Annotated in this window: 16 protein-coding genes; 8 read left to right on the top strand and 8 right to left on the bottom strand. The window is 47.5% G+C overall.

Annotated elements, in window-relative coordinates:
- Positions 1–2 precede the first annotated feature (2 nt).
- The 5 genes from ACGCCZ_RS08460 to ACGCCZ_RS08440 all read right to left on the bottom strand — a co-directional run bounded on the left by ACGCCZ_RS08460 (position 3) and on the right by ACGCCZ_RS08440 (position 4,648).
- Positions 3–2,387, bottom strand: coding sequence for a homocysteine S-methyltransferase family protein (locus ACGCCZ_RS08460; protein ID WP_411655782.1), 2,385 nt, complete (start codon positions 2,385–2,387; stop codon positions 3–5).
- Between the two features lie 4 nt (positions 2,388–2,391).
- Entirely contained in the window at positions 2,392–3,036 is a 645-nt protein-coding gene (locus ACGCCZ_RS08455; protein ID WP_411655781.1) for a vitamin B12 dependent-methionine synthase activation domain-containing protein, read from the bottom strand.
- Entirely contained in the window at positions 3,033–3,917 is an 885-nt protein-coding gene (gene metF, locus ACGCCZ_RS08450; RefSeq protein WP_054322955.1) for a methylenetetrahydrofolate reductase [NAD(P)H], read from the bottom strand. Before metF ends, ACGCCZ_RS08455 begins: the two co-directional genes overlap by 4 nt.
- A gap of 291 nt (positions 3,918–4,208) precedes the next feature.
- A complete protein-coding gene (locus tag ACGCCZ_RS08445; RefSeq protein ID WP_411655780.1) occupies positions 4,209–4,331 on the bottom strand; it encodes a hypothetical protein in 123 nt (40 codons plus the stop codon).
- 47 nt (positions 4,332–4,378) lie between these two features.
- Positions 4,379–4,648: an RrF2 family transcriptional regulator gene (locus tag ACGCCZ_RS08440; protein WP_411655779.1), complete on the bottom strand. Its 270-nt coding sequence runs from the start codon at positions 4,646–4,648 to the stop codon at positions 4,379–4,381.
- Positions 4,649–4,983: 335 nt separating this feature from the next.
- Between ACGCCZ_RS08440 and ACGCCZ_RS08435 the strand changes: the two genes are divergently transcribed.
- A complete protein-coding gene (locus ACGCCZ_RS08435; RefSeq protein ID WP_411655778.1) occupies positions 4,984–6,426 on the top strand; it encodes a sodium-dependent transporter in 1,443 nt (480 codons plus the stop codon).
- Between the two features lie 159 nt (positions 6,427–6,585).
- Here ACGCCZ_RS08435 and ACGCCZ_RS08430 read toward each other — a convergent pair whose 3' ends face one another.
- Complete coding sequence (locus ACGCCZ_RS08430; RefSeq protein WP_054322957.1) at positions 6,586–7,902, bottom strand: anti-sigma-I factor RsgI family protein; 1,317 nt, start codon at positions 7,900–7,902, stop codon at positions 6,586–6,588.
- Between the two features lie 54 nt (positions 7,903–7,956).
- Positions 7,957–8,523, bottom strand: a complete 567-nt coding sequence (locus ACGCCZ_RS08425; RefSeq protein WP_143255248.1) for an RNA polymerase sigma factor — start codon at positions 8,521–8,523, stop codon at positions 7,957–7,959.
- A 266-nt stretch (positions 8,524–8,789) separates the two neighbouring features.
- Between ACGCCZ_RS08425 and ACGCCZ_RS08420 the strand changes: the two genes are divergently transcribed.
- Both ACGCCZ_RS08420 and radA read left to right on the top strand, forming a co-directional pair.
- Positions 8,790–9,518 carry an N-acetylmuramoyl-L-alanine amidase gene (locus tag ACGCCZ_RS08420; protein ID WP_411655777.1) on the top strand — a complete coding sequence of 243 codons (729 nt, stop codon included), beginning with the start codon at positions 8,790–8,792 and terminating at the stop codon, positions 9,516–9,518.
- A 113-nt stretch (positions 9,519–9,631) separates the two neighbouring features.
- On the top strand, positions 9,632–11,002 hold the full coding sequence (radA, locus tag ACGCCZ_RS08415; RefSeq protein WP_411655776.1) for a DNA repair protein RadA: 1,371 nt from the start codon (positions 9,632–9,634) through the stop codon (positions 11,000–11,002).
- An 11-nt stretch (positions 11,003–11,013) separates the two neighbouring features.
- On the opposite strand, the gene ACGCCZ_RS08410 is transcribed toward radA, so the two are convergent.
- A complete protein-coding gene (locus ACGCCZ_RS08410) occupies positions 11,014–11,187 on the bottom strand; it encodes a hypothetical protein (protein WP_153802335.1) in 174 nt (57 codons plus the stop codon).
- A 205-nt stretch (positions 11,188–11,392) separates the two neighbouring features.
- Between ACGCCZ_RS08410 and ACGCCZ_RS08405 the strand changes: the two genes are divergently transcribed.
- From ACGCCZ_RS08405 to ACGCCZ_RS08385, 5 genes are all read left to right on the top strand, one after another.
- Positions 11,393–12,394 carry an efflux RND transporter periplasmic adaptor subunit gene (locus ACGCCZ_RS08405; protein ID WP_411655775.1) on the top strand — a complete coding sequence of 334 codons (1,002 nt, stop codon included), beginning with the start codon at positions 11,393–11,395 and terminating at the stop codon, positions 12,392–12,394.
- A complete protein-coding gene (locus ACGCCZ_RS08400) occupies positions 12,387–13,571 on the top strand; it encodes an ABC transporter permease (RefSeq protein WP_054323160.1) in 1,185 nt (394 codons plus the stop codon). Before ACGCCZ_RS08405 ends, ACGCCZ_RS08400 begins: the two co-directional genes overlap by 8 nt.
- A gap of 190 nt (positions 13,572–13,761) precedes the next feature.
- The gene (locus tag ACGCCZ_RS08395) at positions 13,762–13,992 is read left to right on the top strand and encodes a tyrosine-type recombinase/integrase (protein ID WP_411655774.1); all 231 of its coding nucleotides are present in this window, start codon (positions 13,762–13,764) and stop codon (positions 13,990–13,992) included.
- Between the two features lie 260 nt (positions 13,993–14,252).
- Positions 14,253–14,642 (top strand): hypothetical protein, encoded by a 390-nt coding sequence (locus ACGCCZ_RS08390; protein ID WP_411655773.1) that lies wholly within the window; start codon positions 14,253–14,255, stop codon positions 14,640–14,642.
- A 100-nt stretch (positions 14,643–14,742) separates the two neighbouring features.
- On the top strand, positions 14,743–14,916 hold the full coding sequence (locus ACGCCZ_RS08385; protein WP_411655772.1) for a hypothetical protein: 174 nt from the start codon (positions 14,743–14,745) through the stop codon (positions 14,914–14,916).
- Positions 14,917–15,602 lie beyond the last annotated feature (686 nt).

The following is a 15,602-nucleotide window of genomic DNA, read 5'->3' as shown; positions in this document are numbered from 1 at the left end:
ATTTATCTGCCAAAAATCGCATGGGCATATCGAACCGAATCCATCGCGTCTTTGGCATAATGGTCTGCATGAATCATATCGGCATATTCCTGTGTCAAAACGGCTCCGCCAACCATAATTTTGCAACCGGGAGCGCCTTTATGCAATGCATGAATGGTTTCTTCCATATTGACCACTGTGGTGGTCATTAGGGCACTTAATCCCACCAGTTTGACGTGATTTTGTACGGCGGCCTCAACCACTTTTTCCGGTGGAACATCCTTTCCGAGGTCGATGACATCATAACTGTAATTTTCCAAAAGAACTTTGACGATGTTCTTTCCGATGTCGTGTATATCCCCCTTAACCGTGGCCAAGACAATCTTATCCTTCTTCACTTCTTGTGACGTATCCGAACGATTCAGCTGGGCGCGGACTTCTTCAAAAGCGGCTTTTGCCGCATCTGCGCTCATCAACAGCTGTGGAAGGAATAGCTTCCCGGTTTCAAAATCCTTTCCCACTCGGTCCAATGCAGGTATCAGGGATTCATTGACGATGGCAAGCGGCTCTTTTGTCTGCAATTCTCGTTCGGCAGCTGAATGTGCGCTCTCCTTTAGACCGCTGATAATTGCTTGCGCTAAGGTCATTTCCATCCCAGCAGTCTTTGGCGCCGCATCGGACGCTTGTTGCGAATACCGGGCAATATAGTCCATACACTGCTGGTCAATACCGCTCAAAGCACAGTATGCGTCATAAGCCCTGCGCATGGCATCCGAGTTCGGGTTAACGATTGCGGCGCTTAATCCACACTGCAACGCCATCGTAAAAAATGCAGCATTGATAGTCTCTCTCTGTGGTAGCCCGAAGGAAATATTCGAGACGCCCAGGGAAGTGTGCACGCCCAATTGCTCTTGAATCAACTGCAACGACCGCAGTGTGACATCTGCCGCTTCCTGACCCGCGCTAATCGTCATAACAAGTGCGTCCACCACAAGGTCCTTTTTCGAAATCCCGTATTGTGCCGCTGTCTCAACAATCTTTTTTGCCACGGCCAGCCGTCCTTCCGGTGTTTCCGGGATTCCCGCCTCATCCAGCGTCAGTGCGATTACCACACCGCCGTACTTTTTGACCAAAGGGAAGATGCTGTGCATACTCTCCTGCTTTCCATTGACGGAATTGATCAATGGTTTTCCATTATAAAGGCGCATCGCCTGCTCCATTGTATCCGCATTAGAGGTATCAATTTGGAGCGGAAGATCGATAACGCTTTGAATCTCCGTAACTGCCCGGCACATCATTGCAGTTTCATCGATTTCTGGGAGGCCGACATTTACGTCTAAAATATGTGCCCCTGCCTGTTGTTGGGCAATCCCTTCACGGAGAATATAGTCCAAATCGTTTTCCCGCAAAGCCTGCTTAAAACGGGATTTTCCAGTTGGGTTAATGCGTTCTCCAATCAATAGCGGCCGTTTTCCAAAACAGACCGCTTTAGAATAAGAAGAAATTACCGTTCTCTCTTTCATTTGTAATGGAACAGGAGAGAGGTCCTTGCAATGCTCCACTACTGCTGCAATATGGGCTGGCGTGGTCCCACAACAACCGCCTGCCAGCCAAGCTCCTTCACGAACCAGTTTTTCCATTACCTCAGCAAAATCCTCCGGGCCTACGTCGAAAACTGTACGCCCATCCACACTGCGCGGAAGTCCGGCGTTGGGATTGACAATCATCGGGATGGAACAGCAGTCCAACAATTGCGGGAAAAGGGAATGCATCTGCTCTGGACCCAAGCCGCAATTAAATCCGATTGCATCGGCTCCCAGGCCCTCCAGCATGGCGACAGCGGCTGCGATGTCGCCTCCAGTGAGAAGCTTCCCCTTTTCATCAAAAATCATAGTGACAAACACTGGCAGGGAGGTATTCTCTTTTGCCGCCAACAAAGCGGCCTTGGCTTCATAGGTATCGCTCATGGTTTCAATGAGGATGAGATCTGCCCCTGCTTTTTCACCGCATTGTACAGCTTCTTTAAATGCATCATAAGCTTCTTCAAACGACAGATCTCCCAGTGGACGAAGCAATTTTCCAGTGGGGCCGACATCTAGTGCCACAAAGGCTTCCCGTCCACAATCCCGCACAGCTCTCCGCGCGTGAGAAATACCCGCCTCGACAATCTCCTGAACCGAGTGACCGCAACCACGCAGCTTGACCGCATTTGCGCCGAATGTATTAGCCTTGGTAATATCTGCTCCGGCCGCTAGATACTCGCGATGAATCTGCTCGATCAATTCCGGCCGCTGTAGATTCCAAAGTTCCGGCAGTTCACCAGCTCCCAGACCATTCTGCTGCAAGATCGTTCCCATTGCACCGTCAAAAAAGACAATCCGTTTTCCCAGAAGCTCTAAGACCCCCATAGTTTCAACCCTTTCTAAATGGACAAGATTTCGCCTTACATGTCATACATTTTGCAATATGGCAGCTCTGTTCCTCCTCTGTCAAACCAATCACTGCGGTTACAGATTTGGATGGAGCCAACATAAAGCTGTCCGTCATGGTCAGACCGATTCGTTTGGGACAATCCAAAACATTTAAAAAATCGCGTTGGTGGGCGATGGAAAAGTCTCCATATCCTGGGCTGTAACGCGGGCGCAGGTAAAGCCCACGCGCAGCAGCCTCGCGGGCGATTGGCTCTTGGCACGCATCGCAATAAGATTCGATCAAGGAGGCTGCACACGCCTGCATCACCACAGCACGGCTCATCGATAGCTTTGTGCAGCGCTCCAAACGTAAATCAACCGGTGCACCCAGGGTGGCTGCAAACAAAACCACCTGCTCACAGCCGGAAAGATGCTGAAACAGATCTTTGCTGTGCACGACTATCCCCGCAAAGGACAGCGTATCCCTTGCAGGGCGGGAAAGCTCGACTGTCTGTAAAATATGGTGTGGCGTTGCAGCCTCTTCCAATTCCCGCGCACAATCCGCAATGGTACGCAAAATTTCTGTGTCCGGCTTTGCATACCGGTATCCCAAATAACGTAGGACTTCTTCCTGATCGATGTTCATACTTCTTCATCCCGGAGAATGTCGGAGAGATTCCCCATAATTTTGGCTGCGATCTCGGGGTTGTTCATTGTATACAAATGGATATGCCGGACCCCATTGGAAAGCAGATCGATAATTTGTTCCGTCGCATATGCGATTCCAGCTTGCTTCATTGCCAGCGGCTTGTCCGAAAATTTATCCGCAATGGCCTTGAAACGAGGCGGTAGGGCTGTCCCAGAAAGCTCGCAGGAACGCTTGATCTGACGGCTGTTAATCACCGGCATAACACCCGCGACCACAGGTACGCGAATATCTTTTGCCATAATTCGATATAGAAAATTGTAAAGCACGTTGTTATCAAAAAACATCTGTGTTGTAAGGAAGTCACAGCCGCTTTCTACCTTTTGTTTTAAAAAATCGATGTCATCCTCTTTGTGTGCACACTCTACATGACCTTCTGGATAGCATGCGCCGCCAATACAAAAAAGATTACCCTGCTGGCTACGAATGTCGCGGATCAACTCACTGGCATAGCGGTAATGCCGGGGAGAAGGGAACTCTGCATCCTGGGGAATATCCCCTCGCAACGCCAGAATATTCTCAATATGGTTTTCCTTCATACGTTCCAACATGGTTGCGACATCTTCCTTGCTGGACGAGACACAGGTCAAATGGGCCAAAGCGGGGATTCTATATGTATCTTGAATTTTCGAGGCAATCTCAATCGTACGCTTTGAGGTGCTGCCTCCTGCGCCATAGGTAACACTAATAAAATCGGGGTGCAGGGCAGCAATCTGCTGGATGATTCCATCCATTTTGCTCATATCTGCACCTGCTTTGGGCGGGAAAATCTCGCAGGAGAAGGTAACCTTCCCGCTCTGTAAGAGGTCTTTTATCTTCAATCTCATTCATCCTTTCCGATCGAGCGAACACACGCCCCGTTTCCATTCCATTAGGTTATTCGATCTATTATACCATATCATGTAGAAAAGATGAAATAAAATCCATGGTTTTCCTTCGGATTTCATTTCATCTTGTTCTTACCGGTTATTTGTTGTACGAATGCCTGCCCTAAATCACAGAGCAAGCCGTCGATGCATTCGGCCCCTAGAATTATTCCATGACAATCTTCCTATGTCCCTATCATTTAATAGAAAATTGTAGAATATCCCATACGCCGAAAGGGGATTTGGTCAATCCGCTCTCTTTTTCTTCTCATCCATTTCAAGTTGCCGGTTAACCAAGTCCTGTAGCGTAATATGATCGACCACATCATCTACAGCTTTTTTTAATTGTTCCCATACCTCTAATGTCACACAGTGTTCCGCGCGAGAACAGGGATTTACCGCAGCATCCAGGCAGGCTACGGGGAAAGACTCCCTTCTACCATACGTAAAATCATGCCCACCGTGTAGTCTTTTGCCGGGTAAGACAACATATAGCCTCCATTTGCGCCGCGAGCACTACGCACATATCCCGCTTTCGATAACTGGCTGATAATCTGCTCCATGTACTTGCCGGATATATCCTGCCGAACCGAAATATCCTTCAAGGAAATGTATTCTCCCTGGGGCTGCAGCGCCAGATCCAGCATCAGTCGTAAGGCGTAGCGACCTTTCGTTGATATTTTCATTCAGAACATCCTTCCTTAGCTTTGCACAAAATATCAATACAAGAAAAATCAGGCACCTCATGAAAAGGCCATCCTGATTTTCCTATTTCATTGCAACTCCATACATATCGCCCAATCCGAAAGATCCCATTTGTCTTTCGTTCCAAATACTCCATAATTCTGCTCTTTAAAATCGTTTTAAAGACCTATACGGAAAAGATTTTAGCAGAAGTAGGGAATATATGCTTCTTTCGTAAAATAATAGCAAAAAAATTTAATATAATAGAGTTCACAAAATATTCATATGGATGCCCCACTATTGAGAAAATTTTTGGGGGCAGGGAAGGGGTCTTGTCATGCAGCGTGAAAAATTCTCCTCGCGGCTCGGATTTCTTTTGATCTCCGCGGGGTGCGCCATCGGCCTCGGCAATGTTTGGCGTTTTCCCTATATAACGGGAATGTATGGGGGCGCAGCCTTTGTACTAATTTATCTGTTCTTTCTCGTCATTCTTGGTCTTCCTATCATGGTGATGGAATTTGCCGTAGGAAGAGGTAGTCAGAAGAGCGCAGCACGGTCGTTTGATGTGTTGGAGCCAAAGGGAACCAAATGGCACATTCACAAATATTTTGCCATGTTCGGCAATTACCTGTTGATGTTCTTTTACACAACCATCGGTGGTTGGATGCTCATTTATTTTGTGAAAATGCTTTCCGGTGAATTCGAAGGACTGAACCCACAACAGGTGAACGAGAATTTCGTTCAAATGACTTGGAATCCCGGACTCATGACAGTGGCTATGATTTTTGTCGTACTGCTGTGTTTTGGAATTTGTTCTTTTGGCCTTCAAAAGGGTGTCGAGAAAGTAACAAAGGTGATGATGGTAAGCCTATTTATCATCATGATCTTGTTGGCCATTCGTTCCATTACACTTTCAGGCTCCAACGCAGGATTAAAATTTTACCTGTACCCGGATTTTAAGAAAGTAATGGATAATGGGCTTTCCAATACCATTTTCGCTGCAATGGGACAGGCCTTCTTTACGCTCAGCTTAGGGATCGGCTCTATCTCCATTTTTGGCAGCTATATTGGTAAGGAACGCGCATTGATGGGGGAAGCCATCAATGTAACCCTTTTAGACACGGGGGTCGCCCTGGTCGCTGGCTTGATTATTTTCCCCGCATGCTTTGCTTTTGGCGTCAATCCGGACAGTGGCCCCAGCCTGATTTTTGTGACGTTGCCCAATGTGTTCAATTCGATGAGTGGCGGCCGTATCTGGGGCGCATTTTTCTTCCTCTTCATGTCCTTTGCCGCCTTGTCTACGATCATTGCCGTATTTGAAAGTATTATCTCGTATGCGATCGATCTATGGAATTGGAGCCGTAAAAAAGCGGCTTTTGTAAACATCGCAGTAGTCATTGTATTTTCGCTGCCCTGTGTGCTGGGTTTTAATTTGCTCAGTGGTTTTCAGCCTCTTGGACCAGGAAGCAATATTATGGACTTGGAGGACTTCATTGTCAGCAACAGTAACCTGTTGCCATTAGGGTCTCTGGTCTATCTGCTATTCTGTGTTTCAAAGTGTGGGTGGGGATGGAAAAACTTCCTTCAAGAAGCCAACACAGGAAAAGGTGTCAAGTTTCCTAAATGGATTCGTTTTTATGTGACGTTCATTCTACCTGTAATTATATTGGTCATTTTTGTCCAAGGATACCTCTCCAAATTTTTCCGCAGCTGTTTCAATAAAAAAGGCCTTGTACGGAAAAACTCTGTACAAGGCCTTTTTATACCTGCCCCTCTCTAAGAAATCACATTTCAAACCGAATGGGTAGACTTTCCAAGCGCAATATGAAACTTTCTTCGGGACAATCCTCATAGAAAAGAAATAGGGAAGAGGAATACAAATACAAAAAGAAGAAGCCGTGGAAACTTACCACGGCTTCTTCTTTATTGGAGGTATTTATTACCCTTTTTGTATCACAGTGTCTTGCGTGACAATACCATCAATGTTGCCAGGATTTTCGTCCAACTTCATTTCCGCGGGGGGATCACTTTGCTCGGGCGGTTGCGCCCCAGGGCAAGTTCCGTTACACACGGAAAGCAATTGACCACAATATTTACAATACTGTTTTCCTTCGGACTGGTCACATTTACTTTCACAGACGGAAAGCAAGCTCCCACAGTACTCACAGTAGGGGCTAGAATCGCCTTCCTCAATAAGTACCTTTTGATCCGGATCATCAATGGGGGTCGTACCTGCTGGATCACTGGTTACTGCCGAACTGCTGTTCTCCAATGGCTTTTCCTCGGCAGGTTCGCTGCTTTCTGGAGAAGTCTGAGGAGGGATACCGCTGTCCTTGACCGCGTCACTGCCACTACTCGCCGGCGGTTGCACCGGTTCCTGTTCCGGCACACTGCTCGGGTTGTTTTCCGGCTTCGAACTATCTACTCCGGGGTTCTTGACTATGTTGTCGTCGCCATCCGAATCAACAAAATCAGGCTCCTCTGGAACTTCTGGTTCGATTTCCGTTGTAACAATTCCGCTGAGATCAATCTGATGGATATCAACCAAAGAGGTAAGCTCCTTAATCGACATCGCAGCAAGATCACTCGAATTCAGATTTTGATCTGTCTCCGCAATCTTTTTAACAAAGTCCGCTTTTCCAACCGAGATGTTGTTTTCCTTTGCAAAGGATTTCACATCATCTGTAACGGGGTCCCCTTGCTGCAAAATCGTCGCTTTCGTATGATTTTGCTTTAATGTGGTATCCACGCTGTTGGTCACTTTACTTTGTAAGTGCTGCACTTTTTCCGTGTCATCATTGGCTACAGAGATCAAGATTGTGTTTTCTGGACTATCCGCGGACAGATACCCATCATGAAGCATCGCTTCAATGATGAGGTTTGTTGCTGTCCCCAAATCCATCCGATTCAGGTCCATACCGTCCAAAACGTTTACGGCGTCCTCGTTCAATGCCCGATATTTCACTACCGTATCCTGCGGATCCACAGATAGCTCAATACTCGGGTTCACGTCAATGCTGACAATGGAATCCACTGTTGGTTGAACCATAAAGAAAATTCCAACAAACAACATCAACGCCGCAGCAATCGCACAACTTGCCATTCTAAAGGAGATGATATGCGATTTTGGGTTGCTCTCCTTTTTAAACTCCACAACAGACGAATCATTCTGTACTGCCAGGATCTCGCCCAGTACATCCGGAGTCGCTGTCAGAACGGCATTCCTTAAGGATTGCTTCATTTCTTTCTTTGTCATAGTCTCATATCGCACCTATTCCTTGTAGAAAGTGCTCAGACCAGAACCCAAAAATCAACCAAAACGATCTTCATTTACAGCTTTGTAAAGTTTTTTGATCGCCCTGTTGTAACAGGAAAGAACCGTGCCAATTGGAATATCGAGCAGGGAGGAAATTTCTCGAAACTTGAACCCCTGGGTTACATGTAAGAGAACAATATTCCGCTCCTGTTCGTTCAGGATCTCTAGCGCCTTCTGCAACACCAAATTATCAATGGTATTGGAGATCACATCTACTCCGACGTGGTTCTCTTCTTCTGCGAAGTCAGAAGACTCCTGCCTTTGGGCCCGGCGAAGCTCCATATAGGCCAGATTTCTAGCAATTGTAAAAATCCAAGCCAGGGGCTTTCCCTGAGGAATATAATGTTGTATCGACTTGCGGACGGAAAGATAGGTATCCTGCATCAGATCCTCCGCCGTCGAGTGGCTTTTGACAATGGACAAAAGAAAACAATATACAGAATTCTGCGTGATACAATACAGTTGTTCGAAAGCGGCCCTGTCACCGTCCGCAACCTTTTGCATCAGAGAATCTGACAATCGTTCCTTTTTCCCGTTGTCACGGTTTCCTGGAACCAACATTTTCATCCCTCTATCAACATAATGAACGAGTCATCGTTTTTATTGCAGCCATTAAAAAATTTTTTAAATTTTTTCGCTGCTTTACTATCTTCCTAAATAAAGGAACAGCTGTACTTTGAAACATACCTTATCATTATATCGGAAAAATTCTGTTTTGGGAAGCCCTCTCCGTAAAACGCTTCTAGGTTTTTCACATTTTTCCCCTATTCCAAAGCTGCATAGCGGTTCTTCCTATTTCATATATATCTGAAAAAGGGGGAATCGGCTTGGATGAGGTACGCAAAGGTGGGTATTTTGTACCAGTAGCTGTTTTAGTGGTATGCTGTCTGATTTTCTTACTATTATCCTATCTATCTTACCAAAAAGTTGGAGAGATGGCCTCCAATCTTGCAGCGCGGGAACAGCCCATCGTAGTAATTGACCCTGGACATGGGGGAGAAGATGGTGGGGCGCAAAGTTCCGCGAACGTATTAGAAAAGGACATCAACCTTGCTATTGCGCAAAAACTAGAAAAAATGTTGACGCTTTCCGGATTTCGTGTGGTTATGACCCGTGAAGAGGACATTTCCATTGGAGACGCTACCTTAGATACTGTAAAAGAGCGGAAAGTCTCTGATCTCCACAACCGTTTAAATTTGATCGAAAAACAGGGAGACTGTATTTTTTTGAGCATTCATCAAAACCATTTTACCAGCAGTCGGTATTATGGTACACAGGTATTTTATTCCACAAATGATCTTTCTAGTCAAGATTTAGCGGAGGCAATCCGAGAGCGGGTCATTGCACTTCTACAACCGGAGAACACCCGCGCTTGTAAACCGGCAACCAGTTCGATCTATCTGTTGTGGAACGCACAGGTGCCCGCTGTATTGGTAGAATGCGGTTTCCTCTCCAATGAAAGTGAGGCACAAAAACTCAACGATCCACAATATCAGGAACAAATGGCCTTTGCCATCTACAGTGGCTTTTTAGATTACTACCAAGCTACCCGTTAAACACTCGTTTCCATATCATTATATTATAAGGGCTCTACTTTCACTTGTTTTTCTTCCCGCGTTTCAGTATAATAATGAATAAGTTTTTGGAAACGATGGGGGATAGCGATAAAATGGCGCCAAAAGTAAAGAGCATCTATGTGTGCTCGGAATGTGGATTTGAATCTGCCAAATGGTATGGAAAATGTCCGGGATGTGGACAATGGAATACCATGAATGAGGAGATAAAAGAATCCATCTCTGCTAAAAGCAGTCTTATATCGGCAAGACCTACGCTTCATCGCCCTATGCGGATCGATGAAATCAGCGCCGAAGAAGAAGCTCGCTATCATACCGGCCTAACAGAGCTCGATCGTGTACTTGGTGGGGGGATTGTGAAGGGATCTCTTATCCTCATAAGTGGGGAACCCGGCATTGGCAAATCCACTATACTGCTGCAAATCTGTGAGTTTTTGGGGAAATCATTGCGTATTCTCTATGTATCCGGCGAGGAATCCGGTCGGCAGATCAAACTCCGCGCTGCACGTCTTGGTGTTCATAGCGAAAACCTTTATATTTTGACCGAAACGGACGTTCAAAATGTCGTGGAGCAAATTCGCAGCGATCAACCCGATTTAGTCATGGTTGATTCTATTCAAACCATGAATTTTACAGATTTAAATTCCTCGCCTGGCAGCGTCACACAAGTGCGCGAATGTACGAATACATTGATGCGCGCAGCCAAAGCGCTGGAAATTCCGATTCTCCTAGTGGGACATGTCAATAAGGATGGCGCTATCGCCGGTCCAAAAGTCTTAGAGCATATTGTAGATGCCGTTCTCTATTTTGAAGGAGACCGACAGATGACCTACCGTATCTTGCGGGCTGTAAAAAACCGTTATGGCTCTACAAATGAGATCGGTGTGTTTGATATGGGGGACAACGGGCTTCACCAAGTGGACAACCCCTCATTGGCTATGTTGGCCGGCCGGCCTATTCATGTCTCTGGGACTTGTGTCACCTGTGTGATGGAGGGTTCTCGTCCCATTTTAGCAGAAATTCAAGGCTTAGCTTCCACTTCAAACTTCGGAAACCCTCGTAGAATGTCAACTGGTTTTGATTATAATCGCATGTCTCTCTTATTAGCCGTCCTGGAAAAACGAGCTGGATACTACTTCTCCAATTTGGATGCTTACATCAATGTGGTTGGAGGACTTCGCTTAGATGAACCTGCCGCTGATCTTGCGGTTGCCATGGCGCTGGTGTCCAGCCTGAAAGATGTCCCCATCCGTGATGACGCCATGGTTATCGGAGAAGTTGGGCTGGCCGGTGAATTGCGCTCTGTCTCCCGAATGGATGCCCGAATTGGTGAAGCACAACGGCTTGGCTTTCATCGCTGTGTGTTGCCCTATTCTAACTTAAAGCAGATTCATACACAACATGCCGGTATGGAACTGATCGGCGTTAAAGATGTTCGGGAAGCATTTGACGCATTAACTTCATGATAGGATCGTTTTCAAACATGCGGTGGAATTTCGCTTGTCTGTACTTCCGGTCGCACCCGTGGGGTTACTTTGATGCAATGAACGCAACCATCTCCTGTATAGTTTGTGATGGCAGACGGCATCTCCAAGCTACAATAGCCGTCCCGTTGATAAATACAATCCTCATCACATTGAATGATACTCATTCCCATTCACCTCTTTTCATCTGAAAATTATAAAGTGGCATGGATATTTTGATCCTTTTTCGTGAAGAATATGCACGGGTTCTAAAACACGCTTTGACCGACTATATAGATCGGTCAAAGCGTGTTTTTTTGATCGAAAACCTATAGGAGAGAGGAGTATATTTCTTCCCCACACTCACACAATAGAAAAAACGGGGGGATGGCAATGAAAAAATATGTACAGTTATTTTCCTTTACATGTGTAGCAATTGCCGCTATTTTTATAGCAGGAAATGTTATAAAAGGCACTACAGCGCAAGCAACCATAGTAAAGGTAGAAAGCTTGACAGCAGAAAGCTCTGTTACTTGCAGCGGGAAGGTCGAACGTGTGTCCGTACGAAGCGTTTATCCTCCTGCTCCAGCCTCAGTCAAGAATGTCTACGTGGAGGTAGGAGATCATGTAGAAGAAGGGGAGACTTTAATGGACATTCTTGTGACGGCTTCTGCATCAGAAAAGGAAGTATTACAGGAAACATATGCTGCCCTGTTGAGTGAATATACACAGGCTGATTTACCTTTAGCAGATTTCTCTTCCACAGAGCAAGAGGAGGATGAACAGCGTTTATCCGCTCCGATCAGCGGTCAAGTCACTGCTGTATCTATAACCAATCAGGGGACGTTAGAGTTTGGAAAGCCAGCAGTTACCATCGCCAGCGATGAGGGACTGCAAGTTCGTCTTTCCGTCAATGAGTCACAGATTTCAGATATCCAGGTTGGGCAAAAAGCAGAAATCACCGGCGTTGGATTCCATACGTGTTATACAGGGACTGTAAAAAATATATCCTCTGAAGCCAAGCAGGTCGTTTCTACAACCGGGCAGGAAACCGTTGTAGAGGTAATTGTAAGTGTTGACAACCCAGGAAACGATATAAAACCCGGCTATACAGCCAAGGCCAAAATTATTACCGCTCAAAATGATAATGTTTTAATCGCGCCATATGAGGCAGTTCGTGCCGAAGAAGATGGCACGGAATATGTCTTAAAACTGAAAGGGCAACGTGCAATAAAAACGCCTGTCCAAACAGAAGGAGAATTTGAAGATGGATTCGGTGTAACTTCCGGAATTGAAGAGGGCGATCAAATTATTATTAATCCTGACACAATCTCGGATGGAGAACACGTCATTGCAACACAAGAGGAAAGGGTAACGGGTGATTCCGATGCTTGATCTGATCCATTCTGCGTACCGAAGTTTGGGTAGAAAGCGCGGCCGTACCGCACTAACAATTTTAGGCATTGCCATCGGGGTCGCTTCTGTTATCTTGATCGGGAATATCAGTCAATGTGGGACAAACGCGCTCACGAATGAACTGGAGAGCTTGGGGCTGGGAGGATTGACCATTTCTTGTAATTCAGAAGCAAATGTAACCCTAGATGAAGAAGAGCTACATTTAGTGAAAGAGTGTAACCAAGTGGAGCAAGCCACCCCCATATTGATGCAAAGCACTTCTGTCTCTGTGAGGAACGAAGATACCAGCGCTTTACTCTGGGGAATCGATACTTCTGCAAATCAAATTGTATCCATCCAAATCCTATATGGTAGAATGTTCAGCAATAAAGAAGTGAGTACTGCAGCCAATGTCTGTTTGGTAGATGAAGCGTTCTCCCAGAAGGCATATCACCGGAGTAATATCATTGGAAAACATATCTCGATTCAATGTGGTGGTTCTTTGGAAGACTTTGAAGTCGTAGGCGTCATTAAGACAGGTAGCGGTCTGCTCCAAAATATGTTGGGCAATTACATTCCCACCTTCGTCTATGTTCCCTATACAACTGTACAGACCGCCCTGGGCCGCAGTAATTTCGACCAAATAGCTGTGAAAATTGATTCTGATAGCAGCGTAGAAAGCGCAGGGAAATCCATCACAGCAATTTTAAATCAAAATAATGGTACAGCAGATGCATTTGTCTCTAATAATCTTGCCAAACAAAAAGATGGACTGACCTCAATCTTGGACATTGTCACGCTCGTTTTATCTGCCGTAGGGGCAATTTCTCTTTTGGTGGCAAGTCTAAGCATTATGACTGTTATGTTAGTATCGGTTAGCGAACGAACACGAGAGATCGGCATAAAAAAAGCCATTGGCGCTAGACAAGTCAATATTATGATGGAATTTCTATTGGAGGCTATTTTAATTTCAGCGATTGGCTGTGCCATTGGAATCATGGTTGGATACCTTGTTTCTTTTGCCGGAGCCTCTCTTGTTGGAATGTCCCTTGGGGTACGATGGGATGTTCTCCTTCTAGCAATCCTTTTTTCTTTATGTACAGGTACAATTTTCGGAGTCTATCCAGCTTACAAAGCGTCCAAGCTTCGCCCAGTAGATGCTTTAAGAATGGAATAGATAATGGGGAAAGTGATCCATAGAATGCCGTTATAGGGCTTAGCAACCCTTATACTCCATTCTATGGATATAACTTACCTAGTGAAACTACTTGATGATAGCTCTCTTGAAAGACTCCACCATACCATCATTCATTTGGTAGTATTTTGTTTGCACATTTACCGTTATTCCAAAGTCTAAGCGCTTCGAATTGATAATCAGACAGGCGGTCTACAAAGACCTCCGCCGTGCGGCAAAGCTCTTTCGGGTCAAAGATATTCACATTTCGCCGCACTCGGCCCGCAAGCTCTATGCAGTGAGTGAGTACCGCAGGACCGGCAGCATTGAGCGGGTGAAGGAACTGCTGAACCACGAGGATGAGGCGGTGACAATCTTGTACGCAATGGCAGATCAACTTGAACGGCGCCGCAGGAAAAAATAAGCCACTGTTTGGTAGCATTCCGTTACGCTCCTACGCATTTACTGTTACCCTAAGATTAGGCGCTGCGATTCCTACGGAAAGGAGGATGGCCAACGCCGATTGGGCAAAACCCTTTATTTTGTCTGCGCAGCGTAAATTGCCGGCAATACCTTGCGCGAGAGCGCCGGGAACACAACAGAAGAGAAGGAGCCCCGAAGGGCCCCTATTTTTTGAAGGTTAGGCAATTAGACAAAATAAGATAAAAGTTTTGTATAATGAGCGTGGTGGATTTTCACCGCGCTTTTTTTATACCCTTTTGGGAGAGGGAAGGCGTTGCAGCGCCGGACGAGGAGGCCGAAGGGGATGAGGACAAGGCCGAGGGCTGGCTTGCTGCTTTGGGACGGCGGCCGCGCTTTGGGGCAGACGCTGTTGCTGAGCGGACCGCCTCAAAATTGGGAAGTTGGGGACCGGGGAGGCTGGCTTTTCTTCGGCGGTGGGGAATTCATGGGCGTGGAAATTTAGCGTTCCTGCTTCGCGGTAATCGACTTTACCGAGAATTTGAAGGCGCTGTTTCTCCAGCGCCAACCATTGATTGGCAATGGCCCACCGGCTCCACTCGGCGCTATTCCCGCGCATCTGATCGTGAAGCTTTTGCTGGTTCCGTTCGATGATCGCCGCAATATAGCGGCGTTCGTTTACGATGATTCTTGCTTCCTTACTGGTCATAGGGCATTCTCCTTTTCTGCATATTTTTTATCAAAACGGGCAGTTTTGCGCATTTTTTTCGCTTTTCTGCGCATTTTCCGCGCGTTTTGGGCGCTCCCGGAAAAGCGCCGCAAGTCAAGGAGCCAAGGGGCGCTTGGACGCGGCCAGCAGGGCGCGCTCTTAGCGCCCCTGGACCGCGCAAGCGGCGGCCCAGCCGTCCTTGACAAGGCGCTAGAATGAGAGGACCGAAACGGCGGAGAAGGGAGGAGACAAGCACCACAGGACGGGCCAAACAAGCAAGGAGCACACAGCCCACACGGAGCAACGGCGGGGGGCGCAACGCGCCCAAAAGGGCGGCCCAAAGGCCGCCCGCCCAGCCCCCCGCCGTGGAGCGCCCAGGCGACCCCCCGGAGGGGGCCGGACGGGGGGGACCCGGCGCAACCCCCCGCAAGGCCGCGCGCGCGGAGCCTTACGACGCGCGCGCAACCCCACACGGCAACACACCCGCGAAGCCGCGGCAAGGGCGGCCGCAGCCGCCGCGTTAGCGGGCGCGCCCCTTGCCACGGCAAAGCGGGCGTGTTACCGAGCCGGGGGGGTGGCCGGAAGCCTGTGGGCGCGGGCGGCCCGCGCAAGCCAAGACCCGAAGGCAAGCGGCGGGGATGGGGCCCCGCCGCTTGCCAAGGGCGCAGGCGCGACGCATGGGCCGCACACCGAAGAAGCCCGCACGACCGCCGCAATCTTGTTGCGGCGGCACGCGGGCAAAGCGGGACGCGAGCGGGCCCCCGCGATCGCTCGCAGGGGGCCACCGAGCGGACCGCCACAAGTGCACACCCGATCAGGGTTTGCACGCAGGGGCGAAGCCCCTTCCTTATCTTGATACTATAGAAACATCTCTAACCAAAAAAAGTGGGTGAAAGCCGCATCCT

Origin of the sequence: Anaeromassilibacillus sp. SJQ-1, assembly GCF_046693725.1 — a bacterium.
In the GTDB taxonomy this organism is placed as follows: Bacteria; Bacillota; Clostridia; order Oscillospirales; family Acutalibacteraceae; genus Anaeromassilibacillus.
The sequence above is the reverse complement of the archived record's forward strand: the minus strand, read 5'-3'. Positions and strand labels throughout refer to the sequence as shown.

Excerpts from the sequence above, each read along its gene's own strand:
- ACGCCZ_RS08460 (WP_411655782.1), bottom strand. The coding sequence starts at position 2,387 with ATGGGGGTCTTAGAGCTTCTGGGAAAACGGATTGTCTTTTTTGACGGT.
- ACGCCZ_RS08455 (WP_411655781.1), bottom strand. The coding sequence starts at position 3,036 with ATGAACATCGATCAGGAAGAAGTCCTACGTTATTTGGGATACCGGTAT.
- ACGCCZ_RS08440 (WP_411655779.1), bottom strand. The coding sequence starts at position 4,648 with ATGAAAATATCAACGAAAGGTCGCTACGCCTTACGACTGATGCTGGAT.
- ACGCCZ_RS08435 (WP_411655778.1), top strand. The coding sequence starts at position 4,984 with ATGCAGCGTGAAAAATTCTCCTCGCGGCTCGGATTTCTTTTGATCTCC.
- ACGCCZ_RS08430 (WP_054322957.1), bottom strand. The coding sequence starts at position 7,902 with ATGACAAAGAAAGAAATGAAGCAATCCTTAAGGAATGCCGTTCTGACA.
- ACGCCZ_RS08425 (WP_143255248.1), bottom strand. The coding sequence starts at position 8,523 with ATGTTGGTTCCAGGAAACCGTGACAACGGGAAAAAGGAACGATTGTCA.
- radA (WP_411655776.1), top strand. The coding sequence starts at position 9,632 with ATGGCGCCAAAAGTAAAGAGCATCTATGTGTGCTCGGAATGTGGATTT.
- ACGCCZ_RS08410 (WP_153802335.1), bottom strand. The coding sequence starts at position 11,187 with ATGAGTATCATTCAATGTGATGAGGATTGTATTTATCAACGGGACGGC.
- ACGCCZ_RS08405 (WP_411655775.1), top strand. The coding sequence starts at position 11,393 with ATGAAAAAATATGTACAGTTATTTTCCTTTACATGTGTAGCAATTGCC.
- ACGCCZ_RS08400 (WP_054323160.1), top strand. The coding sequence starts at position 12,387 with ATGCTTGATCTGATCCATTCTGCGTACCGAAGTTTGGGTAGAAAGCGC.